The 24,556-nt window shown below is 41.5% G+C and carries 23 protein-coding genes and 2 tRNA genes; 12 read left to right on the top strand and 13 right to left on the bottom strand.

Annotated elements, in window-relative coordinates; all coding sequences use genetic code 11:
* Window positions 1-252: 252 nt before the first annotated feature.
* Window positions 253-861, bottom strand: coding sequence for a superoxide dismutase (locus tag J0X14_RS02305; protein WP_242527921.1), 609 nt, complete (start codon window positions 859-861; stop codon window positions 253-255).
* A gap of 119 nt (window positions 862-980) precedes the next feature.
* Here J0X14_RS02305 and J0X14_RS02300 point away from each other — a divergent pair, with 119 nt between their 5' ends.
* The 4 genes from J0X14_RS02300 (at window position 981) to J0X14_RS02285 (ending at window position 9,583) form a co-directional block, all read left to right on the top strand.
* The gene (locus tag J0X14_RS02300) at window positions 981-4,100 is read left to right on the top strand and encodes a UvrD-helicase domain-containing protein (protein ID WP_207096136.1); all 3,120 of its coding nucleotides are present in this window, start codon (window positions 981-983) and stop codon (window positions 4,098-4,100) included.
* 10 nt (window positions 4,101-4,110) lie between these two features.
* Complete coding sequence (gene kbl, locus J0X14_RS02295) at window positions 4,111-5,304, top strand: glycine C-acetyltransferase (protein WP_207096135.1); 1,194 nt, start codon at window positions 4,111-4,113, stop codon at window positions 5,302-5,304.
* A gap of 123 nt (window positions 5,305-5,427) precedes the next feature.
* Window positions 5,428-6,786 (top strand): OmpA family protein, encoded by a 1,359-nt coding sequence (locus J0X14_RS02290; protein WP_207096134.1) that lies wholly within the window; start codon window positions 5,428-5,430, stop codon window positions 6,784-6,786.
* Between the two features lie 64 nt (window positions 6,787-6,850).
* The gene (locus tag J0X14_RS02285; protein WP_207096133.1) at window positions 6,851-9,583 is read left to right on the top strand and encodes a PD-(D/E)XK nuclease family protein; all 2,733 of its coding nucleotides are present in this window, start codon (window positions 6,851-6,853) and stop codon (window positions 9,581-9,583) included.
* On the opposite strand, the gene J0X14_RS02280 is transcribed toward J0X14_RS02285, so the two are convergent.
* A complete protein-coding gene (locus J0X14_RS02280; RefSeq protein ID WP_207096132.1) occupies window positions 9,584-10,294 on the bottom strand; it encodes an SDR family oxidoreductase in 711 nt (236 codons plus the stop codon). It lies immediately after the preceding gene.
* Window positions 10,295-10,472: 178 nt separating this feature from the next.
* Between J0X14_RS02280 and J0X14_RS02275 the strand changes: the two genes are divergently transcribed.
* On the top strand, window positions 10,473-10,817 hold the full coding sequence (locus J0X14_RS02275) for a cupin domain-containing protein (protein ID WP_207096131.1): 345 nt from the start codon (window positions 10,473-10,475) through the stop codon (window positions 10,815-10,817).
* A gap of 37 nt (window positions 10,818-10,854) precedes the next feature.
* Here J0X14_RS02275 and J0X14_RS02270 read toward each other — a convergent pair.
* From J0X14_RS02270 to J0X14_RS02255, 4 genes are all read right to left on the bottom strand, one after another.
* Window positions 10,855-10,922 (bottom strand) — tRNA-OTHER (locus J0X14_RS02270).
* Entirely contained in the window at window positions 10,907-11,161 is a 255-nt protein-coding gene (locus J0X14_RS02265; protein ID WP_207096130.1) for a GIY-YIG nuclease family protein, read from the bottom strand. The genes J0X14_RS02270 and J0X14_RS02265 overlap by 16 nt, the downstream gene beginning before the upstream one ends.
* Window positions 11,162-11,197: 36 nt before the next feature.
* Window positions 11,198-11,271, bottom strand: a tRNA-Ala gene (locus J0X14_RS02260).
* Between the two features lie 57 nt (window positions 11,272-11,328).
* Complete coding sequence (locus J0X14_RS02255) at window positions 11,329-12,126, bottom strand: universal stress protein (protein ID WP_207096129.1); 798 nt, start codon at window positions 12,124-12,126, stop codon at window positions 11,329-11,331.
* A gap of 53 nt (window positions 12,127-12,179) precedes the next feature.
* Between J0X14_RS02255 and J0X14_RS02250 the strand changes: the two genes are divergently transcribed.
* The 4 genes from J0X14_RS02250 to J0X14_RS02235 all read left to right on the top strand — a co-directional run bounded on the left by J0X14_RS02250 (window position 12,180) and on the right by J0X14_RS02235 (window position 15,731).
* Complete coding sequence (locus J0X14_RS02250) at window positions 12,180-12,680, top strand: GNAT family N-acetyltransferase (protein ID WP_207096128.1); 501 nt, start codon at window positions 12,180-12,182, stop codon at window positions 12,678-12,680.
* A gap of 12 nt (window positions 12,681-12,692) precedes the next feature.
* On the top strand, window positions 12,693-14,027 hold the full coding sequence (locus J0X14_RS02245; protein WP_207096127.1) for an MATE family efflux transporter: 1,335 nt from the start codon (window positions 12,693-12,695) through the stop codon (window positions 14,025-14,027).
* 67 nt (window positions 14,028-14,094) lie between these two features.
* On the top strand, window positions 14,095-14,862 hold the full coding sequence (locus J0X14_RS02240; RefSeq protein WP_207096126.1) for an enoyl-CoA hydratase/isomerase family protein: 768 nt from the start codon (window positions 14,095-14,097) through the stop codon (window positions 14,860-14,862).
* A gap of 101 nt (window positions 14,863-14,963) precedes the next feature.
* Complete coding sequence (locus J0X14_RS02235) at window positions 14,964-15,731, top strand: UDP-2,3-diacylglucosamine diphosphatase (RefSeq protein ID WP_207096125.1); 768 nt, start codon at window positions 14,964-14,966, stop codon at window positions 15,729-15,731.
* Here the strand turns inward: J0X14_RS02235 and J0X14_RS02230 are convergent.
* The 4 genes from J0X14_RS02230 to J0X14_RS02215 form a co-directional block, all read right to left on the bottom strand.
* Complete coding sequence (locus J0X14_RS02230; RefSeq protein ID WP_207096124.1) at window positions 15,728-16,984, bottom strand: MFS transporter; 1,257 nt, start codon at window positions 16,982-16,984, stop codon at window positions 15,728-15,730. The two genes, J0X14_RS02235 and J0X14_RS02230, sit on opposite strands and share 4 nt — an antisense overlap.
* Before the next feature lie 6 nt (window positions 16,985-16,990).
* Entirely contained in the window at window positions 16,991-18,679 is a 1,689-nt protein-coding gene (gene recJ, locus J0X14_RS02225; protein ID WP_207096123.1) for a single-stranded-DNA-specific exonuclease RecJ, read from the bottom strand.
* A 67-nt stretch (window positions 18,680-18,746) separates the two neighbouring features.
* On the bottom strand, window positions 18,747-19,037 hold the full coding sequence (locus J0X14_RS02220) for a GIY-YIG nuclease family protein (protein ID WP_207096122.1): 291 nt from the start codon (window positions 19,035-19,037) through the stop codon (window positions 18,747-18,749).
* Between the two features lie 57 nt (window positions 19,038-19,094).
* A complete protein-coding gene (locus J0X14_RS02215; RefSeq protein WP_207096121.1) occupies window positions 19,095-19,517 on the bottom strand; it encodes an OsmC family protein in 423 nt (140 codons plus the stop codon).
* Window positions 19,518-19,573: 56 nt separating this feature from the next.
* Between J0X14_RS02215 and J0X14_RS02210 the strand changes: the two genes are divergently transcribed.
* The 3 genes from J0X14_RS02210 (at window position 19,574) to J0X14_RS02200 (ending at window position 22,004) form a co-directional block, all read left to right on the top strand.
* Window positions 19,574-20,176 (top strand): carboxymuconolactone decarboxylase family protein, encoded by a 603-nt coding sequence (locus J0X14_RS02210; RefSeq protein WP_207096120.1) that lies wholly within the window; start codon window positions 19,574-19,576, stop codon window positions 20,174-20,176.
* A gap of 588 nt (window positions 20,177-20,764) precedes the next feature.
* On the top strand, window positions 20,765-21,358 hold the full coding sequence (locus J0X14_RS02205; RefSeq protein ID WP_207096119.1) for a DinB family protein: 594 nt from the start codon (window positions 20,765-20,767) through the stop codon (window positions 21,356-21,358).
* Between the two features lie 61 nt (window positions 21,359-21,419).
* The gene (locus J0X14_RS02200; protein WP_207096118.1) at window positions 21,420-22,004 is read left to right on the top strand and encodes a Crp/Fnr family transcriptional regulator; all 585 of its coding nucleotides are present in this window, start codon (window positions 21,420-21,422) and stop codon (window positions 22,002-22,004) included.
* Here J0X14_RS02200 and J0X14_RS02195 read toward each other — a convergent pair.
* From J0X14_RS02195 to rsmI, 3 genes are all read right to left on the bottom strand, one after another.
* On the bottom strand, window positions 21,998-22,576 hold the full coding sequence (locus J0X14_RS02195; protein ID WP_207096117.1) for a uracil-DNA glycosylase family protein: 579 nt from the start codon (window positions 22,574-22,576) through the stop codon (window positions 21,998-22,000). The genes J0X14_RS02200 and J0X14_RS02195 overlap by 7 nt on opposite strands.
* A gap of 62 nt (window positions 22,577-22,638) precedes the next feature.
* A complete protein-coding gene (locus tag J0X14_RS02190) occupies window positions 22,639-23,760 on the bottom strand; it encodes a DUF819 family protein (RefSeq protein ID WP_207096116.1) in 1,122 nt (373 codons plus the stop codon).
* A gap of 107 nt (window positions 23,761-23,867) precedes the next feature.
* Window positions 23,868-24,539: a 16S rRNA (cytidine(1402)-2'-O)-methyltransferase gene (gene rsmI / locus J0X14_RS02185; RefSeq protein ID WP_207096115.1), complete on the bottom strand. Its 672-nt coding sequence runs from the start codon at window positions 24,537-24,539 to the stop codon at window positions 23,868-23,870.
* Between the last annotated feature and the right edge of the window lie 17 nt (window positions 24,540-24,556).

The raw sequence follows: 24,556 nt of genomic DNA, 5'->3' as shown, positions 1-24,556 counted from the left end.
CGATTTATCCATTTTATCGATGAACTGCACGTTTTCTTTTTCATTGAAAAATCAAAAATTTATCTAAAACCCTTTGTTATTTTACACAATACCAGTATTTTAGTCTCGCCATAGCATAAGTAGGTTAAGTTTATGGTAAGATTTGGGACGAAAAGGGCGGGGGCTTCCTCGCCCTTTTCTATTCTAAAAATCCACCCACAAAAAAAGCCGAACACTAAGTGCCCGGCTCTCATATCTTTAGGTTATTGTTACCTATTTGCTTGCCTCGTAATTCTCAGCAACCTTAGCCCAATTGATCACATTAAAAAATGCTGAAATATAATCGGGTCTTCTATTTTGGTAGTTCAAATAGTAGGCATGCTCCCAAACATCCAATCCTAAAATAGGCTGTCCGTCACACTCTACTCCCGGCATAATTGGGTTGTCTTGGTTGGGAGTGGAGCAGATTTCCAATTTCCCACCTTCGTGTACACACAACCAAGCCCATCCTGATCCAAATCTGGTTCCAGCAGCAGCAGTGAATTTTTCTTTGAAACCTTCAAAAGAGCCAAAGGCTGAATCAATGGCCGCAGCCAAAATGCCAGTTGGGGCTCCTCCACCATTGGGAGACATTACTTCCCAAAAAAGAGAATGGTTGTAAAAGCCTCCTCCGTTGTTTCGTACAGCACCATTGGACATATCCAAATTGGACAAGATATCCTCAATGTCCTTGCCATCCAAATCAGTTCCAGCAATGGCATCATTCAATTTGGTAGTATAGCCATTGTGGTGTTTGGTATGGTGGATTTCCATGGTCCTAGCATCTATATGTGGTTCCAATGCATCGTATGCATACGGTAATTTTGGTAATTCAAAAGCCATAATTTTGTGTTTTTGTGTTATTACTTGATTCATGTAAAAATACGGGTTTTAACAAACATATTCACCTAAAACCGTGTTAAGTTCAGATCGATAATTCTTATTTTGCAATAAACGTTTTCTTGGGAGACTCCAACTTTAAAATATATGGCGCATCGGCCGGTTCGGGCAAGACCTATGCCTTGGCCAAAGAGTACTTAAAATTGTTACTGTCCAACGATTCCCCTATCTCTTTCAGGCAAATTTTGGCCATTACCTTTACCAACAAGGCGGTGGATGAAATGAAAACTCGAATTTTGGACAATCTCTATTCCTTTGGAAAAAATCCTGTCCCAATAAAACAGGAGTCATTATTCCAAGAACTTTCCCAGGAGCTTTCGTTGACCGAAGATCAGTTGCGACAAAAATCCAAAATCGTTCTTAAACGAATTTTGCACAATTACTCGTTTTTTGAGGTTTCCACTATCGACAAGTTCAACCATAAACTCATCAAAACCTTTGCACGGGATCTCCGCCTTTCCCAAAATTTTGAAGTAGAACTGGATACCGACCTGCTTTTGGAGGAAGCTGTAGGGCGACTTCTGGAACGGGCCGGAACGGACAAAGAACTCACGGAGGTGCTTATTGATTTTTCCCTTGAAAAAATCGACGATGACAAAAGCTGGAACATTACCTATGATCTTTTGGATATTGGCAAATTGCTTTTTCAGGAAAACCACGCCGTTCATATTGATTTGCTTCGTTCCAAGTCCATTCAAGATTTTAAGGGCATCCAGAAAAAAATAATGTTTCAGGTCAATATTCTGGAAGAAAAAGTGAAGAAGTTGGCGCAATCGGTACTTCAGGAAATACAAAACCAAGGTTTTGATGCTGCTGATTTTCCGCGGCAGACGCTTCCCAATCACTTTAAAAAAATTGAAGGTGGAGATTTTAATACCAAAACGCTCTACAACAACCAATTGGAGCAAAATCTGGAAGAGGGAAAAATTCTAAAGGCCAGCGACAAAAGAGATGCCACAATATTGGGGCAGTTTATTTTGGAAGCCTTTTTGTCCATCAAACAAAAACTGTATCGCCGCAGTTACCTAAAGAACATTTATGGTAACATTGTTCCACTGACGGTGTTGAACGAAATCGCCAAGGAAATCCATAACATTGAATTGGACAACGACATTGTTCCCATATCTTCCCTGAATGCAATTTTGTCCAAAGAAATCAAGAACCAGCCCGTACCTTTTATTTATGAGCGGATGGGCGAAAAATACCGCCATTATTTTATTGACGAGTTTCAGGACACTTCACAAATGCAGTGGGAAAACCTAGTTCCGCTCATTGGCAATGCTTTGGAAAGTGAAAACGAGCGGCATCAAAAAGGGTCTCTCTTTTTGGTGGGCGATGTAAAACAGGCCATTTATCGCTGGCGGGGTGGTAGGGCCGAACAATTCTTGAATCTTATCAATGGACATTCACATCCTTTTGTGGTGGAACCTACGGTACATTCGCTGGACACCAACTGGAGGAGTTTTGACCAAATTGTGGAGTTCAACAATTCATTTTTTACCGCCACAGCCCCCGTTCTTCAAAATGAAGCGTACCGAAGCCTCTTTTTGCACGATTCGCACCAAAAAACCAATAACAAGCCCGGAGGGTTTATCCAACTCGCTTTTTTGGATAACAAGGTTGATGATAAGGACGAGGTCTATTGCCAGCAGGTTTTGGAAACCATCCATGAAATCACCTCGAACAAACACCCCTATTCAGATATCTGTATTCTGGTAAGGGACAATAATAAAGGTATGCTCTTGGCCGATTTTCTGGCGCAACATACTATCCCCATTATTTCTTCGGACGCGTTGCTGCTGGATAACAATGACAAAATTACTTTTTTAATTGCCCTTTTAAAGCTGTTTGAAAATGGAAGTGACCGTGAGGCCGCCTATCAGGTTTTATTGTTTTTAGCTGAAGATGAAGCAGACAAGCATAGCTTTATTTCCAAAAACATAAATCAAATCCAATCCTTTCTTTCCCAGCAGTTTGGATTTCACATGGCGCAACTGAAGGGGCAATCGGTCTTTACTATTTTGGAAAATGCCATTGTGCAATTTAATCTCGCCCGAGACTCTACAGCATATCTTACTTTTTTAATGGATGAAGTGTTGCTGGTTGAAAAAAGGGAAGGTCCCAGTATATTTTCTTTTTTGAAGTATTGGGAGCAGAAAAAATCATCCCTTTCCATTGCCGCTCCGGATAATGTGAACGCAGTTCGTATCATGACCATCCATAAAGCAAAAGGATTGGAGTTCCCATTTGTCATTTTTCCCTTTGCCAATGCCCTTTTGGATGATAAACGGAAGAAAAAAAAATCGTGGGTGCCGGCCACCGAAGCGGAAAAAGAATTGGGATTGGGAGAGTTTCTAATCAACACCAACAAGGAACTATTGGAATACAATGATGAAACGGCCCAGATTTATTTGGATGAAGAGCAAAAATCGGTCTTGGACGCCATGAATGTACTCTACGTGGCCTTAACACGACCTGTAAAAGGACTTTTTGTCATCACCGAAACGGGTAAAGATTTAACCTCCATGGAAAGCGCCACTTCGTATTCCGATGTATTTCAAGTCTATCTACAACAGCAGAACGTCCCAAAAAACGAACAAGGGAAATATACGTTTGGCTCTTTTCCTGAAGTACAGGATGATTCAGAAAAAACTACTGAAAAAAACACCAATATCAGCTACATTACCCGACCCAAAAATGATGCTGGCTTTACCATTGCCACCACTTCTGGACGCTTATGGGATGATGAACGAAAAGAGGCCATTGAACTTGGAAATCTGATTCATTTTGCGCTCAGTAAAATTAATTTCGCTGATCAAGTTCCGCAGGTGGTGGAAAGTCTTCAATTAGATGGTTATTTTGAAAAGGACGCTTCGGAAGAAGTTAAACAAAAGCTGATGGATGTAGTCACCCATCCGGATTTAATTCCTTATTTTTCAGAAGATTACATAATCATTAATGAGCGTGAAATCTTAACGGTAGACGGGGTTTCCCTTCGGCCAGACCGGATTTCCATCAAAGGAAAAGAAGCCAACATCATTGACTACAAAACTGGAAAACCATCGCCATCGCACAAAGAACAAATCACCCAATATGCGGATGTGCTAAAAGAGATGGATTTCACCATTAAAAATGTCATTATTGTCTATATTGACCAAAATATTAAACCCGTTTTCGTCTAAACAAAAAACTATGTACGGAAAAATAAAAGAACACTTGGCCCAAGAACTGGAAGACATTAAGGAAGCAGGCCTTTTTAAGAAAGAACGCATTATTACATCGCCTCAAGGAGCGGTTATAAAAATATCCACAGGAGAGGAGGTCATCAACTTTTGTGCGAACAACTATTTGGGGCTTTCCTCCCATCCCGATGTAATCCAAGCGGCAAAAGATGTAATGGATACCCATGGCTTTGGAATGTCGTCTGTACGGTTTATTTGCGGTACGCAGGATATCCATAAAGAATTGGAACAGAAAATCGCAGATTTCTACGGTACTGAGGACACCATATTATATGCTGCCGCTTTTGATGCCAATGGTGGGGTTTTTGAACCATTGTTGACCGCTGAGGATGCCATTATCTCCGATTCGCTCAACCACGCTTCCATTATTGATGGGGTCCGTCTCTGCAAAGCAAAGCGCTATCGCTATGAAAATAGCAATATGACCGACTTGGAAGAACAGTTGAAACAGAGCGAAAAGGATGGCGCCCGTTTTAAAATTATTGTTACCGATGGCGTCTTTTCCATGGACGGGCTATTGGCTCCCTTGGACAAAATTTGTGACTTGGCCGATAAATACGATGCCATGGTGATGATTGACGAATGCCATGCTGCTGGTTTTATTGGCGAAACAGGTCGGGGAACCTTGGAAGAAAAAGGGGTTTTGGACCGAATTGACATTATTACCGGGACCTTGGGCAAAGCCCTTGGTGGTGCCATGGGAGGTTACACTACTGGAAAAAAGGAAATCATTGAAATATTGCGTCAGCGGTCCCGACCTTACTTGTTCTCCAATTCCTTGGCACCTGCCATTGTAGGGGCATCCATTAAGGTTTTCGAGATGCTGGATACCGATACTTCCCTACGTGATAAGCTCCAAAACAACACAGAATACTTTAAAAAAGGGATGAAAGACGCCGGATTTGACATTATTGACGGGGACTCAGCCATAGTACCAGTTATGTTGTACGATGCGAAACTTTCCCAAAAAATGGCAGATATGTTGTTGGAAGAGGGTATTTATGTCATTGGATTCTTCTATCCAGTGGTACCAAAAGGGAAAGCTAGGATTCGAGTTCAATTATCCGCTGCCCATGAAAAACAGCATCTAGACCATGCAATAAATGCCTTTATCAAGGTAGGAAAGTCGTTGAAAATCGTCTAAAATCGTTGAAATGCAACAATTGTTAGGGCAAATGAGTTAAAAAAAAAGAATGTTTGATTTTGTTAATAAGTCTTAACAACTTACATTTGCTGCTGATAAACACTTAAACTTAAAATTTTGAGCATGAAACATCTTAGCAAATTATTGGTTGTTGCCCTTGTATTTGTAGGGATCAACAGCATACAAGCGCAAGACGAGAATAATCCATGGCAGATTAGTTTTGGGGTGAATGCAATTGATGCATATCCAACCAATGACGAGAATAACCCATTTTCTAGTACTACACTTTTCGATGAGTACTTTAATGTGACTGACCACTGGAACATCTTGCCTTCTGTTTCCTATGTAGGCGTTTCCAAGTACATTGGTGACGGATTCTCCATCGGTGCACGTGGTTCCTTGAACAGGATTGAGAAAATTGGTGATGTATCTGTAGATGACCTTTCTCACTACGCTGTAGATGGTACAATTAAGTACAACTTCCTAAAAAACACAACCATCGACCCATTTGCTGAGATTGGTGGTGGTTATACTTGGATTGATGAGATTGGTGCAGGTACAGTAAACGGAGGTGTTGGTCTTAACATCTGGTTCTCTGAAAACATCGGTCTTACATTGCAAACCCAGTATAAGCATGCTTTTGAAGACTATTTGGTTAAGCATTTCCAACACTTGGCTGGTCTTAGCATCAAATTTGGTGGTACTGATACTGACGGTGATGGTATCTATGACAAAGACGATGCTTGTCCAGAAGTTGCTGGTTTGGAAGCTTTCAATGGTTGTCCTGATTCTGACGGTGACGGTATTGAAGATGCTAAGGATGAATGTCCTAACGAAGCTGGTCCAAAAGAAATGAACGGATGTCCTGATTCTGACGGTGACGGTGTTGCCGATAAAGATGACGCTTGTCCAAGTACTCCAGGTCTTGCCGCTCTAGCTGGTTGTCCTGATGCTGATGGTGACGGTGTTGCTGACAAAGATGATGACTGTCCTAACGAAGCTGGTCCTGCTGAAAACAACGGATGCCCATGGCCAGACAGAGATGGTGACGGTGTTCTTGACAAAGATGATCAATGTCCAGATGTTGCCGGTACTGTTGCTAACAACGGTTGTCCAGAAGTAACTGAAGAAGTTCAAAAGCAATTGAACGATTACGCTAGAACTATCTTGTTCGATACTGGTAAATCTTCCATCAAAGCAGAGTCTACTTCTGTAATGGTTGACATCATCCAAATCTTGAACGAGTATCCTACTGCTAAGTTTACTGTAGAAGGTCACACTGATAGCGTAGGTAGCGAAACATTGAACCAAAAACTTTCTGAATCTAGAGCTAACTCTGTTAGAGATTTCTTGATTGACAAAGGAATTGCTTCTGATAGATTGACAGCTATCGGTTATGGTGAGGCTAAGCCTATCGCCACTAACAATACAAGAGCTGGTAGAGCACAGAACAGACGAGTTGAAATCAACTTGATAAAATAATAGAAAACCCTAAAGTTTTCTTTAAAAAGGCTCCGCAACTGCGGGGCCTTTTTTATTTTAGTACATGCATCAAAGCTTTCTGGAATATGTTCTGAGTGACCTCCAAAACAAGGGCACGGATTTTTCCGAATGTACCTTTGTACTTCCCAGTAAGCGTTCCGGTACGTTTCTAAAAAAACACCTAGCCAACACGCTCACCAAAAATATCTTTAGTCCTGACATACAATCCATTCAAGACTTTATTGCAGACATTTCAGGAATGGAGCAAACCTCTAATCTGGACTTGTTGCTGGTTCTTTATGAAGTCTACAAAGATTCTCCGATTGAAGAACCCGATGATTTTCCATCTTTTTTGAAATGGGGGCAAACCCTTTTGCAAGATTTTAATGAAATGGACGGTTACCTAATTCCGGCGCACGATCTCCTCAATTACCTCTCCGCTATTAAGGAAATCAGCCATTGGTCCGTAAAAAAAGAGAAAACCGAATTAGTTCAGAACTACCTTCAACTTTGGAATAAATTGGAGACTATTTACAATGCCTTCTCCAAAACCTTAAAAGAACAAAAAAGAGCATACCAAGGTCTAATGGCCAAAATTGCTGTATCCCGCTTGGAGGACTATTCTCAAAACCATAATACCAAACCCATCATTTTTGTTGGTTTCAATGCATTGACCACTGCGGAGTCAAAAATTGTCCAACATTTTTTGGAACTGGGCAACGGGCAGGTCTATTGGGACATTGACTCTTATTTCTTGGATGACCCCGTACACGATGCTGGACTTTTTATTAGAAATTATCAGCGTAATTGGCCCTATTACAAGAACAAGGCGTCCCTAAAACCGCAGCACAATTTTTTGTCTTCAAAAAAGATTTTAATTACAGGCGTGCCCAAAAGCATTTCACAGACCAAATATGTAGGGCAATTGTTGCATGAGCTCAATTCCAATTCTGCCATTGATTTTTCTAAAACAGCGGTTGTACTGGCTGATGAGTCCCTTCTATCCCCTATGTTGCAGGCAGTACCTCCGTCTATCAATGCCACAAACATTACCATGGGGCTGCCCTTGAACAAAACCGTTTTGTACTCCTTTTTTATGGCACTCTTGGAACTCAACGCCAATACTTCAGAAAGGGGGTGGTTCTACAAATATGTTTTGGAGCTTATCTCGAACCCCTATTGTTTGACCCTTTCTACTTCTGGAGCAAAGGATTTTGCGCCAATTTTGGCCAAGGACATTAAAGAACAGAATTGGTTATACGTTACTACTAGTGTCCTAACCAAATATGCTGAAGACAACAGCGCTTTGGAAACTTTGTTTCCAAAAGAGCCCATTTCTGTTTTACAATGGACCAACAATTGTCTTCTGCTCATTGACAGATTGAAAAATATATTCCAGGAAGAGAAAAACGCCTTGGAACTGGAACAGGTCTATCGGTTTTATACCCTATTTAACCAGTTGAAAGACTATTTAGCCCATGTGGATTTCATTACGGAACTTAAATCCATCAAAAATCTGTTCAAGCAATTGACTTCCATGGAAACCTTGGACTTTATTGGAGAGCCTCTCTCAGGTCTTCAAATCATGGGAATGTTGGAAAGCAGAAACCTCGATTTTGAAACGGTCATCATAACATCAGTAAATGAAGGCATCCTACCCTCCGGAAAAATGAACAATTCCTTTATCCCTTTTGATGTGAAACGGGATTATGACTTGCCCACTTACAAAGAAAAAGATGCTATCTACGTTTACCATTTCTATAGGCTCATTCAACGGGCAAAAAATGTGTACATCATTTATAATACAGAGCCTGATGTTTTGGAAGGCGGTGAAAAAAGTAGATTGATTTCCCAACTATTGACAGATGAAAACATAGCGCCGTTCGTTACACATACCATTGCGGCTCCACATGCCCATATTACACCAGCACAACCTCTGGAAATAAACAAAGGTTCTTTGCTTATAGATGACATCATTGCCTTTGCCCATAGTGGTTTCTCACCAACCTCATTGACCAATTATGTGAGGAACCCCATCGATTTTTACACCAGAAATATCCTTAAAATCAATGATTTGGATGAGGTTGAGGAGAATATTGCCGCCAATACCTTTGGTACCATTGTACATGATAGTTTGGAGGAGTTGTATACACCGCTTCTTGGAACAACGCTTTCAAAGGAAAATGTTGCAGCCCTTAAACCTAAAATTTCGGCCATAGTAAAGGGTCATTTTCAAAAGAACTTATCTGGAGTGGATATTTCCAAAGGAAAGTTTCTGCTGGTGTATAATGTCATTTGTAAATATTTGGAGAATTTCATCGACATCGAAATAAAAGAACTCCAGAACCACACCGTAAAATTATTGGCTCTGGAAGAAAAATATGATGTACAGCTCCATATTCCCGAGTTGGATTTTCCTGTAAAATTGAAAGGGACTTTGGACCGTGTGGATGAGTTTGACGGCATTACACGGATCATTGATTACAAAACAGGAAAGGTAGAGTCGAAAAATGTAAAGCTCACCGATTGGGAAGAACTTATCACCAATTACGATAAAAGCAAAGCCTTTCAGTTGTTGTGCTACGCGCTGCTGTACTCTAAAAAACATGACACCAATTCCCTTTTGGCCGGAATCTATTCCTTCAAAAATTTAGGACAAGGGTTGTTTTCCTTTTCGCAGGACAAGAACAATACCCTCATTGATGCCGAAGTTTTATCCACTTTTGAGGGGTATTTAAAACAACTCATCCTAGAAATCTGCAACCCCGATAACCCCTTAATAGAAAAAGCCGTCTGATTATTTTAAATCAGGACGTGTGGGCCGCACCTCAATCTTGCTTGGCAACGTTCGTGGATGCATGGTCAATAAATCAACGACCAATTTTCCAATATCCTCAGGCTGAATCTTCCACGAATCTTTGTCGGAAGGCTCATGGTTGTTAAAATGACTGGCTACTGAACCGGGCATGATGGTAGTTACCTTGATATTGTATGGCCTCAAATCCAACATGGCCGCTTGCGTAAAGCCAACCACCCCAAACTTTGTAGCATTGTACCCCGCTGCCGTTGGGAAAAAGTTGGTCCCCGCCAAACTGGCCAAGGTCATATAATAGCCTTCTGACTCTTTCAAGGCCTCCACAGAAGCTTTTAAGGTGTGGAACACTCCGTTTAAATTGGTGTTGATCATGCTATTCCAATCATGTTCGGTCATTTCATCAATCGGCGCAAAATGTCCTACACCCGCATTGGCCATAACCATATCCAATTGCCCCCATGTGGCTAGAATCTTATCTACGGCATCTATTTCGTCCTTCTGTCTGGTAACATCTGAGACCAAACCCAGAACCCGATTACCATCGCCTAAGTTTTTAACGGCCCAATCCACTCCTTCTTGGTTTCTTCCGCTAATGGCAACCTTCATTCCCTGTTCCAATAAGCTTTCGGCAATACCGTATCCAATTCCTTTGGTTCCTCCTGTTATATATGCTACTTTTCCTTCTAATTTCATGTTGATGTGTTTTATCCCATAAAGTTCAAAAAGGAAATGGCCAAAAACAAAAATTCCGTCCTAAAAGGATGGTAAATTTTTAAGGCGAAATGAAAAGTGAACACTGTGGGATACTTCTTTAAGAAAATACTACATTGAGCTTGATTATATCATGTCTTATTTGAACAAATGATAGCCCATGAAAAAATCCAAAGAAAATAGTGAGCATTATACTTGGGGCAACAATTGTAGCGGATGGCATTTAGTTAAATCGCAAAGTTTAAGTATCATAGAAGAGTTAATGCCTCCAAAAACCCAAGAGAAAAAACATTATCACAACAATTCCCAGCAATTTTTTAGAATTCTAAACGGTAAGGCAACCTTTGAAATTGGAACTGAAATAGTTGAAGTTAAGAGCGGAGACGGAATCCATATTCCTCCAAAAATAGAGCACCGAATACGAAATGACCAATCAGAAAATTTGGAGTTTATCGTGATTTCGGAACCAACCACACGTGGAGACAGATATGACGTTCTTGATTAATAAAAAAAGCACCTCACTGAGGTGCTTCTGTTTTCTGTGGAGAATACCGGATTCGAACCGGTGGCCTTTCCGAAAGCCTTCGGAACGCTCTAGCCACCACTCTCCGCAATAAGAAATTCAATGTACTTCCGACTTTTCTTTCTTTTGATTTCCCTTTCCCTAGCCATAGCTTCAACCCTAGTTGAATAACCCACAGTGTGCTTTACCTCCCAATCCGTTGCCAATTTTGTGTATTTGGATCTACCACCGTTGTGCCGGCTCATCCTATCTTCCAAATCTTGACAATGGCCCACATAATATCGGTCAGCAGATTTACTATATATGATGTAGACAAAATACTCCATAAAAAAAGCACCCCAGTGAGGTGCTTCTGTTTTCTGTGGAGAATACCGGATTCGAACCGGTGGCCTCTTGCCTGCCAGGCAAGCGCTCTAGCCAACTGAGCTAATCCCCCGTAAGAGAGCGCAAAGGAACTACTTTTTTCTGAAACTATCAAAAATTGCGCCCCTGCTTAGTCTTTTTTAACGCTCAACACCAAAACAGGAATGGGCACAAAAAACTCAGACTTGGGTATGGTATTTTTTTCCCATAACTTCTTAAAGAATCCCCGTTTTCTTCTAAAAACACACAACATATCCGGCTGTGCATTTTGAAAATGTTCCATTACTCCCAAATAGGTAGTTCCATTTTCGGTGATGGTCAATTGCTTGCTCAAATCCATGAGCGCCGTGTTCACTTTCAAATCATCCTCTGAATATCCCGGCCGTTTTACCAAAAGTAAGCTTACTTCTGCCCTGAACTTATTTTTAATCCCTATCAATGGATTTAGAATGCTGCTTCGCTTTAAAATTCCAGAACCAAACGCAGTCAATATTTTTTTTATGGGTTTAAACTTGGTGCCTTTTGGAACAATCAAGGTGGGAATGTTGGTTTGTTTAATAATTCGACCCGAAGTGTTCCCCAAATAAAGTTCTTCCTGGATTTCGTTACTTCTTGGTGCGATAATAATCAGGTCTATCCCCAATTCCTTGTTGATGTCTTTCAACCCATCCACAATATCACCGTTGTAGGTGGCCATTTTAATTTCAACCCCCTTGGTATCCACTTGGTCAATCACCTCTTTCAAGTGCTCCTTACTACTTTTGGCCACTTTTTCCTCAACATTGGCCAAACTCCCCACTGCGGTGGTGACCGAAAACACATCCATCACAAAAACTTTGGCGCCAAAGTTTGATGCAAAGTCGATAGCGTATTGCAATGTGCTTGATGAATTTGGTGAAGTTCCAATAGGTACGAGTATATTGTTCATTATTTGGTGATTGAGATTAAACCCTAAATTTACAACTTAATTGAAATGAAACCATGATCAGGCATGCAAAGATATCTGAAATAACGGATATCCTGAATATCACCAAGGCCTGCGCCAAAAAAATGCAGGAAAACGGAATTTTTCAATGGAATGAACATTATCCTTCCGAAGCTGCATTTGTACAGGATGTGGAACGGGATGAACTGTATGTCATTGAAAGGAACGGCTCTGTTCTGGGGACCATCGTCATTTCAGCCTATATGGACGAGGAATATGTTCCTATTGAATGGTTGACGCCAAATGGAAATAGTACCTATATCCATCGTCTTTCTGTGGATCCTGCCCATCAGGGGAAAGGAATGGCTCAGCAACTCATGGATTTTGCCGAAAACTATTCCAAGGAACATGGATTTGTATCGGTTCGGTTGGATACCTTCTCCCAAAATCACAGAAACCAACGATTTTACGAGCAACGAGGCTACCAAAAACTGGGCGACATCTTCTTTCCCAAACAAAGCGAACATCCTTTTCATTGTTATGAATTAGTGCTGTAACTTGCCGCCGATTTGAGCACACATGTAAATTTTAAAAGTATCAATCGTCTTGCCATTCCCGCTACCATTTCAGGAATTGCAGAACCCCTGCTCTCCATTACAGACACAGCCATTGTGGGCAATATTCCCGAGGATGGCTTGGAATCTTTGGCGGCGGCCGGTATTGTGGGATCCTTTTTGTCCATGCTCATTTGGGTACTGGGCCAGACCCGAAGTGCCATCTCCGCCATCATTTCACAATATTTGGGTGCAGGAAAACTGGATGAAGTAAAAAACCTGCCTGCCCAGGCCATTTTTTTCAATATTCTGTTGAGTGTCGTCATCTTGGTCTCCACCATTTTTGTTGTTGAAGATATTTTTAAACTTTTTGAGGCCTCGGGAAAAATTTTGGAGTATTGCATTTCGTATTATTCCATTCGGGTTTGGGGCTTTCCCTTAACGCTCTTCACCTTTGCCATCTTTGGCATATTCAGGGGGCTACAGAACACATTTTATCCCATGTTGATTGCCATGATTGGAGCAGGGCTGAACATTTTCCTCGATTTTATCCTGGTCTACGGAGTAGATGGGTACATACCCGCTATGTATTTGGAAGGTGCTGCCTGGGCCAGTTTAATAGCACAAGGTATCATGGCTGTTTTGGCCCTGATACTGCTGCTAAAAAAGACTGAAATCAGCATGAAGCTGACATTTCCGCTCAATACCGAAATAAAACGGTTGGTGGTGATGAGTTTGAATTTGTTTGTCCGTACCGCAGCCCTAAATGCCGCTTTAATGCTTGCGGTCAGGGAAGCTACAATTCTAGGGGATCGTTTTATAGGCGCCCATACCATTGCCATAAACCTTTGGCTCTTTGCTGCCTTTTTTATTGATGGTTATTCGGCAGCTGGAAACAGCATGGGGGGCAAGCTTTTGGGTGCATCAGATTATGACGGGCTTTGGAAATTGGCCAAGACCATTTTCAAGTATGGCATGGTGGTGAGTGTGGTTTTGATGCTCTCCGGGTTCATCTTCTATAGGCCCATCGGTCAAATTTTTTCCAATGAAGAAATCGTGCTCCAAACCTTTTATGGTATTTTCTACATTGTAATTATTGGACTTCCCATGAATACCATTGCCTTTATTTTTGATGGGCTTTTTAAAGGGTTAGGTGAGATGAAATATTTGCGGAATGTGCTGCTTTCGGCTACGTTCTTGGGATTTATTCCTGTCTTATATTTAGGTAAGTTTTTAGGTTGGGGCTTTTATGCTATTTGGATTGCCTTTGTGGTCTGGATGATGATTCGTGGCTTTGCCTTGGTCTGGAAATTTAGGCAAAAGTTCAGGCCCTTGGTTCAAAACGCTTAATTTAGCATAGTCAGACATCTGATATCAGAAGTCAGACATTTGAAAAATTGTAAATTGATTATTGAGAATGTCAACAGACAGACCCAACGGAAGTCTATATACGAAAATCGACAACGGAGTTGCCACCGTAGAATTTGGTCATCCTGCCAGTAACTCTTTTGTTTCTGAACTTTTAGAGCGATTGGCCAACGAATTTTCCAAACTCTCGGATAATGATTCGGTTTCCTTGATTGTATTAAAATCCGAAGGCGACCGTGCCTTCTGTGCCGGGGCTTCTTTTGATGAGCTTGTGGCCATTTCAAATTTGGAGGAAGGAAAAACCTTTTTCAGTGGATTCGCAAATGTCATCAATGCCATGCGTAAATGTCACAAACCAATTATCGGGCGTGTTCAGGGCAAAACCGTTGGTGGTGGGGTTGGATTGGCCGCTGCCTGTGACTATGTATATGCCACTGTGGACGCCGCCATCAAATTATCGGAGATTTCCATCGGAATAGGCCCTTTTGTCATTGCCCCAGCTGTAGAACGGAAAATGGGAAAAGCTGCTCTGGCAGAGCTCTCCTTATCTCCAACCGAATGGAAAAATGCCTATTGGGCCAAAGAAAAAGGATTGTTTGCCAAGGTGTTCGATTCCATATCAGAAATGGACAAAGAATTAGAGTTTCATGCGCAGCGCTTGGCTTCCTACAATCCCAATGCATTAGCTGAAATGAAACGAATTCTCTGGGAAGGTACTGACCATTGGGACCAATTGTTGGCCGAACGCGCAGAAGCTTCAGGTAAATTGGCCCTATCTGCAGAAACCAAGGCAGCCTTGGAAAAATTTAAAAAATAAAAGAAATTATGACTGATTTTTTGTTCCCCATATTGGCTCTCTTTGTGATTGTTATTTACGTATTCAACCGAATAAGAAGCAACAGACGTTTTAAAAAATAAATGAAAAACATTACCCTTCCAAAAGGTAAGAAAGTCTATTTCGCCAGCGATAACCACTTAGGGGCACCTACCAGAAAGGACAGTCTGCCCCGAGAAAAAAAGTTTGTGGACTGGCTGGACAGCATTAAACACGATGCCCATGCCATTTTTTTGATGGGTGACCTTTTCGATTTTTGGTTCGAATACAAAACCGTGGTCCCCAAAGGTTTTACGCGAACGTTGGGCAAATTGGCCGAGCTTTCGGATATGGGTATCCAAATCACTTATTTTGTAGGCAACCATGATCTATGGATGAACGGGTATTTCGAAGAAGAGTTCAACATCCCAGTGTACCACAAACCACAACAGTTTTTAATCAATGACACCTCCTTTTTTATTGGACATGGCGATGGATTGGGTCCGCACGATAAGGGCTTTAAACGCATGAAAAAAGTCTTTACCAATCCTGTAGCGAAATGGTTCTTTAAATGGTTGCATCCCGATTTAGGGGTTCGGTTGGGACAACATCTTTCCGTGAACAACCGGATTATTTCTGGTGAAGCCGATGCTACTTTCTTGGGCGAGGATAAGGAGTGGCTCATTCTCTACGCAAAGCGAAAGCTGGAACAACAGCATTACGACCATTTCATTTTTGGCCACCGACATCTTCCCATGGAAATCCAACTCAGTGAAAAATCAGTCTACACTAACTTAGGGGATTGGATCAGTTATTTTACCTATGCCGTTTTTGATGGTGAAAAATTGACTTTGGAAAAGTTGGAAGACTAATCTTTTTCATGCTCATCAATATCCTTTTGAAGATCCAATTTTCTAAAGGTAGGTGAAGCAATGGCTGTTGCACCTGCTGTGAGTAAGGTCATACATCCACCAAAAACCACCGCTGTTACCGTTCCCATAAGTTTTGCCGTCAAACCACTCTCAAATGCCCCCAACTCATTGGAAGACCCCACAAACATAGAGTTTACAGAAGCTACCCGACCTCTCATGTTGTCCGGGGTCTTTAATTGCAGAATGGTCTGTCTGATGATCATGGAAACACCATCCACCGCTCCACTCAGGAACAAGGCAGCAACAGACAGCCAGAAAAGTTCCGAAAGTCCAAACACGATGATACAAATTCCAAAGGCAAACACCGCCATCAGCAGCTTTTTACCTGCATTTTTATGCAATGGGAACCGCGTAGACCCCAACATGGTAATGGATGCCCCTACGGCCGGAGCTGCTCGTAAAATTCCAAATCCTTCTGCCCCTACATGCAAAATGTCCTGGGCATACACTGGCAAAAGTGCAACGGCACCTCCAAAGAGAACCGCAACCATATCCAACGTCAAAGCGCCAAAAATGGCTTTGTTGTTAAAGACAAACCGTAACCCATCCTTTAAGCTCTGCATCACCGGTTCACCAATTTTGGGATTCATAATGGGCTTTCTGGGTATCTGCAATAGAAATAACAGTGCCATCAAGGAGAAGCCAAAAATGACACACATGGACCAATGGACACCAATCCAACTAATGGAAAATCCTGCTAAGGCCGGTCCTAAAACCGAGGCCAATTGCCAAGTAGAACTGCTCCATGTGGCCGCATTCGGATAAATCTTTTTGGGAACAATCAAAGCTATTAGTGAAAAAATAGTGGGGCCTAAAAACGAGCGTACAATTCCTCCCAAGAAAACCAAGGCATAAATGGAATACAGTATAGTTCTTGATTCCCAAGTGTCTTCCAGGCCAGGCCAGCTCAAAAGAAAAAGACCCAAACTGATTACAGAAAACCCAGCAATACAGGTAACCAACAGGTTTCTTTTCTCTTTTTGGTCTACAATGTGGCCTGCAAACAAAGCCATTCCAACTGCCGGAATCACTTCCATCAATCCAATAATACCTAATGATAAAGGATCCTTGGTCAAGGAATACACCTGCCACTCAATCACAATAAATTGCATGGACCAAGCAAATACCATGGCAAAGCGTACCAGCAAAAAAATGTTGAACTCCCTATAGCGGAGTGCAGCGTATGGATCCATAAATGTCTAGCGAATGTCTCTTAATTTCAGTTGAAGGCTCACCGTTCCGTTCCATTCATTTTCATCCAACGAAAATACGGCATCAAAAGGTTTTTTTTCAGTCACCAGATTTAATTTATTTCCCAAATTAAATCCAATGGCACCAATGGGCATTGAGCCATTTTGTGAGACGGATGCCTTCAAATGTTTTTCATCCTCGCCCACCCCTTTGGCATAGCCGGTGTCCTGTACTCCTTCGGCCATAAAAACAGGGGTCATGTTCCCTGGTCCGAAAGGGGCAAACTGTTTTAAAATGCGCATTAATTTTGGGGTAATTTGACTCAAATCCAACTGGGCATCAATGGAAATTTCAGGTTGCAACAAATGGGGTTCAATGGTTTCTGCGACCACTTTTTCAAATTGTTGTTTGAAGGTTTCGTACTGTTCTTCCAAAAGGGTAAGTCCTGCAGCATACATGTGTCCACCAAACTGCTCAATACAATCGGAACAGCCTTCCAAGGCATTGTAAATATCAAACCCTTTTACAGATCGGGCTGAAGCAGACAATTTATCCCCACTCTTGGTAAATACCAGAGTAGGTCGGTAATAGGTTTCGGTAAGGCGAGAGGCCACAATCCCAATGACACCTTTATGCCAATTTTCATTATAAACCACCGAGGTAAACCGATTTTCTTCCGCGTTTTCTTGAATCTGCAACAAGGCGGCCTCCGTGGTTTCTTGATCCAAGTTTCTTCGCTCTGCGTTAAAAGACTCTATCTCTTGGGCATATTGTTTTGCAGTATTCCAATCTGTTTCCGTCAACAAGGCCACAGCATGTTGTCCGTGTTTCATTCGACCTGCAGCATTGATGCGAGGGGCAATGATAAAAACCACATCGGTGATGGTGAGCGTTCTTTTTTTGACTTGATCAATTAAAGCTTGAATTCCAATTCTAGGACTGGCATTGATGACTTGCAGCCCAAAATGGGCCAGCACTCGATTCTCCCCTGTAATGGGCACGATGTCCGCTGCAATGGCCGTTGCAACTAAATCCAAATACGTAATTAGGTCTTCCACCGTTTTTCCCTTTCGGGAAGCCAGCGCCTGAATCAATTTAAACCCTACCCCGCAACCACAGAGTTCTTTATAGGGGTATGAGCAATCTTCTTGTTTTGGGTCGAGAATGGCCACCGCTTCGGGAAGATTATCGCCAGGTCTATGGTGGTCGCAAATGATAAAATCAATGCTCTTTTCTGAAGCATATGCCACTTTATCAATGGCCTTAATTCCGCAGTCCAAAGCGATGATCAAAGAGATGTCGTTATCCTCGGCATAATCAATCCCCTGAAAAGAGACGCCATAGCCTTCTTCGTACCTATCCGGTATATAGGTCGCCACATTGGGGTAGCTTTCCTGCAAGAACGAAGCCATCAAAGCCACCGAGGTGGTTCCGTCCACATCATAATCACCATACACCAAAATATTTTCCTGATTTTCGATGGCCAATTCTATCCGCTCCACAGCCTTTTGCATACCTTTCATTAGAAAAGGGTCGTGCAGATGTTCCAATTCTGGGCGAAAAAAGTGTTTGGCCTCCTCGTAATTGGTAATGCCGCGCTGCAGCAGTAAGTGCGACACCAAATCATCAACATTCAATTCCTTTGAAAGTTGGTCAACAGCTTCTTGTGTAGGTTTGGGTTTTATGGTCCAACGCATAATCTTGGTTTTTAGGTATCGTCAGTTCGAGTGTTTCGAGCTTGTCTCGAAAAGTATCGAGAACCGACTATTGAAACTTCTTTTTGGCAAGATTGGGCAACGCATCATATTGACCGTTTATGAGGGCTTCCTTTTTGGCTTTTGACCACTTTTTTATCTGTTTTTCCTTTTGAATGGCCAATTCAATTTGTGTAAACTTAGCATAAAAAACCAATTCTACAGGTCTTCTTTCAAAAGTATAACTGGTTGAATGCTTCCCGATAGTATGTTCTTCGATTCTTTTCTCAAGATTGGAGGTTACCCCTGTATAATAGGTTCCATCAGAACACTTTAGAATATAGACATACGATAATTTCATGTAATGGGCGCTTCTCGATACAATTCTGATTGCATCAGAATCACTCGAAGTGACGAATCATTTACGATGATACAGAATCTTGATTTCCAACTTGGCAAACTGTCTGAACATTTCCATAACACCACAATATTTTTCTACAGATAAATCCACCGCTTTTTGCAATTTATCCTCTTTGAGATTGGAACCGGTAAAGTGGTATTCCACAGTTACAGAATCATAATATTTGGGGTGTTCATCGGTAAGGTTGGCAATGGTTTCAATGGAAAAATCATCTACCTCCAGTTTCATTTTCTTTATCAACGAAGCTACATCCAATCCAGAACATCCGGCCAGTGCGGAAAGCATTAAGGCTTTGGGTCGTAATCCAGCACCTGAGCCACCACTTTCGGGTCCTGCATCAATTCTCAAAGTATGTCCAGAAGGATTATTGCTTTCAAAGGCCATTTCGCCCAACCATTTGGTGGTAATGTGATTTGTCATACAATCAAATTTTTGTTTCTTGTAGAACATCAAAAATACGATTTAAAATCGCACTTATGGCCTTAGTATCTCCCCTTGACCCCAATCACGATCCCGAAACCAAGCAGTTGGCTGAGTTTTTCAATGAAACTCTTGGATTTTGTCCCAATTCCGTATTGACCATGCAGCACCGGCCTGCCATTTCCAAAGCATTTATTAACCTCAACAAAGCGGTTATGACCAATGAAGGAAGGGTCACCTCAGCCTTAAAGCGAATGATTGCCTGGGTGAGCAGCAATGCAACAGGATGTCGCTATTGCCAAGCACATGCCATTAGGGCTGCGGAACGTTATGGGGCCGAACAGGAACAGTTGGACAACATTTGGGAATACCGCACCCACCCTGCTTTTTCTGAAGCGGAACGTGCTGCACTCGACTTTTCTCTGGCAGCGTCACAGGTACCCAATGCGGTGAATGCCGAAATCAAGGAGCGACTCTATCAACATTGGAATGAAGGTGAAATTGTTGAAATGTTGGGGGTGATTTCCCTTTTTGGATACCTCAACCGATGGAACGATTCCATGGGCACTTCTATTGAAAATGGGGCCGTGGAGAGTGCCGAACAGTATTTGGGCAAACACGGCTGGGAAAAAGGGAAGCATGATGGGTCTAGGTATTAGATTCCTAGATGTTAGATGCTAGACCGCTTCGCTGTTAGATTATTCTTCTTAATTGCTTTTTAAATATTTAAAGCTTGATAGGTTTGTTTTATCATAATTCAATAGAGTATAAATATTGTTTTTTCTAATTACATAGATAATATCTATTATAAAATAAATTTTATATATTTGAAATATAATCATAATAGATTTTAACTATGGAAAATTGGTTCCATTATAATTTTAAAGACTGCGTAGCATTTTCACTCTTGGTTTTATGCCTTGTATTGCTTATTGCTTTTGATGGCAAAATTTCAGATAGTCTTAGACAAACTTTGGGATATGTGATAGTTGGTTGTTTTGGGTTTCTATTTAGAGGCAATTCGTAAAATTGAAATCATTTCTGTTAAATTAGATAAAACCTCTTCCCCAAACCACGGGTTTTTGGTTATCCAAAACCGATTTCTGGGTGATGGGTGTGACAGTACAAAATAATTGGGCAAATAGTTTTTATGGCTCATCGGTGATGGCCATAGATTTCTTGATTTGCATCAATATTTATCTATGGGTCTTGCCCCAACTTTGTATGGATCAAAAAAACGAACAGTTATGGCAAGTTTAATACTTACACCGGAAAACCAAATTCAGCGACTGAACCTTATCCTCAACAAAGTAAAAAACCTTCAAGAATTAGATCAAAGTCGCTTGACCAGTCCGCCGAATGCAAAATCGTGGTGTATTGTAGAGGTTTTGGAGCACTTAAGCATTGCTTACAGCCATTATCATAAAAAATTCAATGAAGTGTTTCCCCAACTGTCTAATTTGCAAAAAGAACACAATGCTTTTAAGGCCCGAATGTGGCAAAAATTGGTGATTGAGATGCAGCGTCCAAAGGGAACCCAGCGAAAGTGGAAAATGAAGACCATGAAACGTTTTGAACCCTTGCTTGACCCCAAAACATTGGATAAAGCCAAAATAGAACAGGTATTTCAACGCTTTTTTGAACTGCATGGCCATTTTAAAGAGTCTATCTTGGAAAGTAGGGGCAAAGACGTTGCTACAGTCAAGATTCCATCAGCAATTGGGCCCATTGTGCAATTTTATCTACCCGAAAGCTTCGAGTTCTTGTTGGCCCACATGGAGCGGCACATGGTACAAATTGATACGATTATGGAACAGCAAAAAACTTTGGTTTCAAGCTAACAAACCGTGCAGCCCATACAACATATTCCCTATTTTTATGGGAAATAAGTGATTCTACAAAATGGACGATGATGCCTATCTCATTTTAAAAAATTTCTTTCCGAACATTGATTTTACTGAGGAGCAGGAACGGCATTTTAAATCGCTCTGGAGTCTAAAAACATTCAATCAGTACGATTTTATTACTGAGGCAGGTAGTACCGAGCGCTTTTTTTATGTGGTACTGGAAGGGGTTCAGGCGATCTATGTGCTTAATGAAAAAGGCGAAAAGGTGGTGCTTGGGTTTTCCTACACAGGCAGTCCATCTGGTGTGTTTGATTCGTTCATTCAACAAGAACCTTCCAAAGCTTTTTTGGAGGCACTCAAACCATCCAACCTTTTGGCCATATCACGAAGTGATTATATGTCGCTCTTTGAAACTTATCCCGATTTCTACATTTGGGGTCATGATTTTTTTCAGCAGATTTTATTTGGACGACTTACACGCGAAGTAGAAATTTTAACCCTTTCGGCGGAACAACGATATGTTGCATTTATGCAGCGTTGCCCCGATGAACTCAAAGTAATTCCACAAAAATATTTAGCATCTTACCTCAACATGAAACCCGAAACTTTCAGTCGATTAAGGGCTTCTGTTTCCTATTGATTTTTTACGGTACTGGAAACTGCTTTTTGAAGCTGGGGAATTACCTGCTCCTCAAACCACGGATTTTTGCTCAACCAAAACCTATTTCTGGGTGATGGGTGTGGCAAGACCATATAGTTTGGCAAGTAGTTCTTGTAATTCTTCACGGTTTCCGTGAGGTTTTTTCTCATGGCATCACCCAAATAATACTGCTGCGCATATTGACCAATGAGTATCGTCAGTTTTAGCTGTGGCATCATGTCCATCAACTGTTGATGCCATAGCGGGGCACATTCAGTTCTGGGTGGCAAGTCTCCAGATTTTCCCTTTCCCGGATAGCAGAAACCCATGGGGATAAGAGCAAATATCTTTTCATTATAAAACTGTTCTTCGGTGACATTGAGCCATTTCCGAAGTTGTTTTCCGCTGGGGTCATCCCAAGGAGTTCCCGTTTGGTGCACTTTGGTGCCGGGAGCCTGACCAATGATAGCAATTTTTGATTTCCGATGGGCCGCCACTATAGGTCTTGGGCCAAGGGGCAAATGTTCGGTGCAATACGTGCAGTTTCTTATTTGGGTAAGCAGTTGTTCCATACTTACTGCTTTTGTCGAAAAACAACACTTTTGTTAACAGCTTTTAGTGTAATAGTACCTTTCTAACCCATGAATTGTTGTAGCAGATAAATAGTGATCATGCCCCAAAAGGTGCCTGTGGCCATGCTTAAAATGGCCAGGATTATGGCATGTGGCATCCAACTACCTCGATAGGCCGCAGTAACTGCTGGGGCCGTAGCAATCCCTCCAACATTTGCCATACTGGCAATGGGTACCCAAGCCATATTCACATTTAACAATTTGGCGACAAGAATCATAAAAATGAAATGTCCACTGAGCCAAATCAGCAGAAAACCGAAAAAGGCCATATCAAATCCAAACATATCAAAGCGAAGTTTAAGTCCTAAAATGGACATGACGACCAGAATTAAAATGCCTCCCAATTTTAAGGTGAATCGAAAGTTCCATTTGGGAATAAAATTCCCCAAAGCCAATCCAATAAAAGACAATGCAACCACTTTGGCCACAAAAGCATTCAATGCAATATCGATTACAAAAACTGCAAAAAGCATTACCATCAAACTTAACCAAGGTGAAAGTAGCTTTCCAAGTTGGGTGTCAATCCGTTCTGGAATTTCTTGATCTGAAATCCTACAGTATTTGTTCAGGGTATTGCTCTTTTTTATGGTTTGAAACATAAGAATAGTCCAAACATTTACCAAAATATTGTCCATGATTAAAACAGAGAGAAAGATGTTCTCCGGACAATTGACAAGTTCTTTTAGCACCAATTGACTGGTGCTCCCCCCAATCCAGCTACCAACAATGGGCGGAACTCCTTTCCAAAACCCATTGGCAGACAATGTGATGGAAACCAAATCAGTTTTATTAAATAGATGTATAAAGACCACTGGAAAGAGTGCAATAAAAAATGAGCCTGCCAAAAAAACAACTATGGGTTTGTATCCAATCGATTTGAGTTGGTGGAGAGAAAGGCTTGCCATAACAGCCACAATGGTCAATGGAATAAAAAAGTCACGGCTTAACCCATGAATAGTGGATTGAGAAAAATCGAATCCAAAAACATAACTTATCACTGCTGGAATAATATAGGAAAGCAAAATTGCGGGAACCCAGTCAAAGAGTGATTTCACCCATTTGTGTTCCCAGCGATCCAAAAAATAAACACAGACCACTGTGAAACACGTTATAAGCCAAGGCATCCATTCCATTTGTCACTTCAAATTTTCCAAAAGAATGAAATTTAACAAAATTTGCAAAGAAAGTGCCTTGACTTTCATTGAGTTGATTTTGGAAATAAATATAATCCTTATTTCTTCCCACCCACCACAATAACGAATTCTCCTTTAGGAGATTGGTTGGTGAAATGTTCCAACACTTCGGATAGGGTTCCTCGAACCGTTTCCTCGTAGAGTTTGGTAAGTTCGCGCGATACAGAAACTGGTCTGTCCGCTCCAAAATACTCCACAAATTGAGTCAGGGTTTTTAAGAGTTTGTGGGGAGATTCATAGAAAACTAAAGTCCTGGTTTCGTCAGCCAATTGTTCCAATCGGGTTTGGCGTCCTTTTTTTAGGGGAAGAAATCCTTCAAACACAAAACGGTCATTAGGGAGGCCACTATTCACCAAAGCAGGCACAAAAGCGGTGGCCCCGGGAAGACATTCCACAGCAATCCCATTTTCCACGCAAGCACGGGTCAATAAAAACCCAGGGTCAGAAATGGCTGGAGTCCCCGCATCTGATATTAGGGCGATGGTTGTTTCTCCCTTCAATTTGTTCACCAAGGCATCAATCTGTTTGTGCTCGTTGTGCATATGGTGACTTTGAAGCGGGGTATTGATTTCAAAATGCTTCAGCAATTTTCCACTGGTACGGGTGTCTTCTGCCAAGACCAAATCCACTTCTTTCAAGACCTTGATGGCTCGAAGCGTAATATCCTCCAAGTTTCCAATTGGGGTCGGAACCAAATATAGTTTTCCCATAGACCTAAGTTACGGTC

This window comes from Allomuricauda sp. CAU 1633, assembly GCF_017313225.1.
Classification (GTDB): domain Bacteria; phylum Bacteroidota; class Bacteroidia; order Flavobacteriales; family Flavobacteriaceae; genus Flagellimonas.
This window is presented reverse-complemented; position numbering and strand designations above follow the sequence as displayed.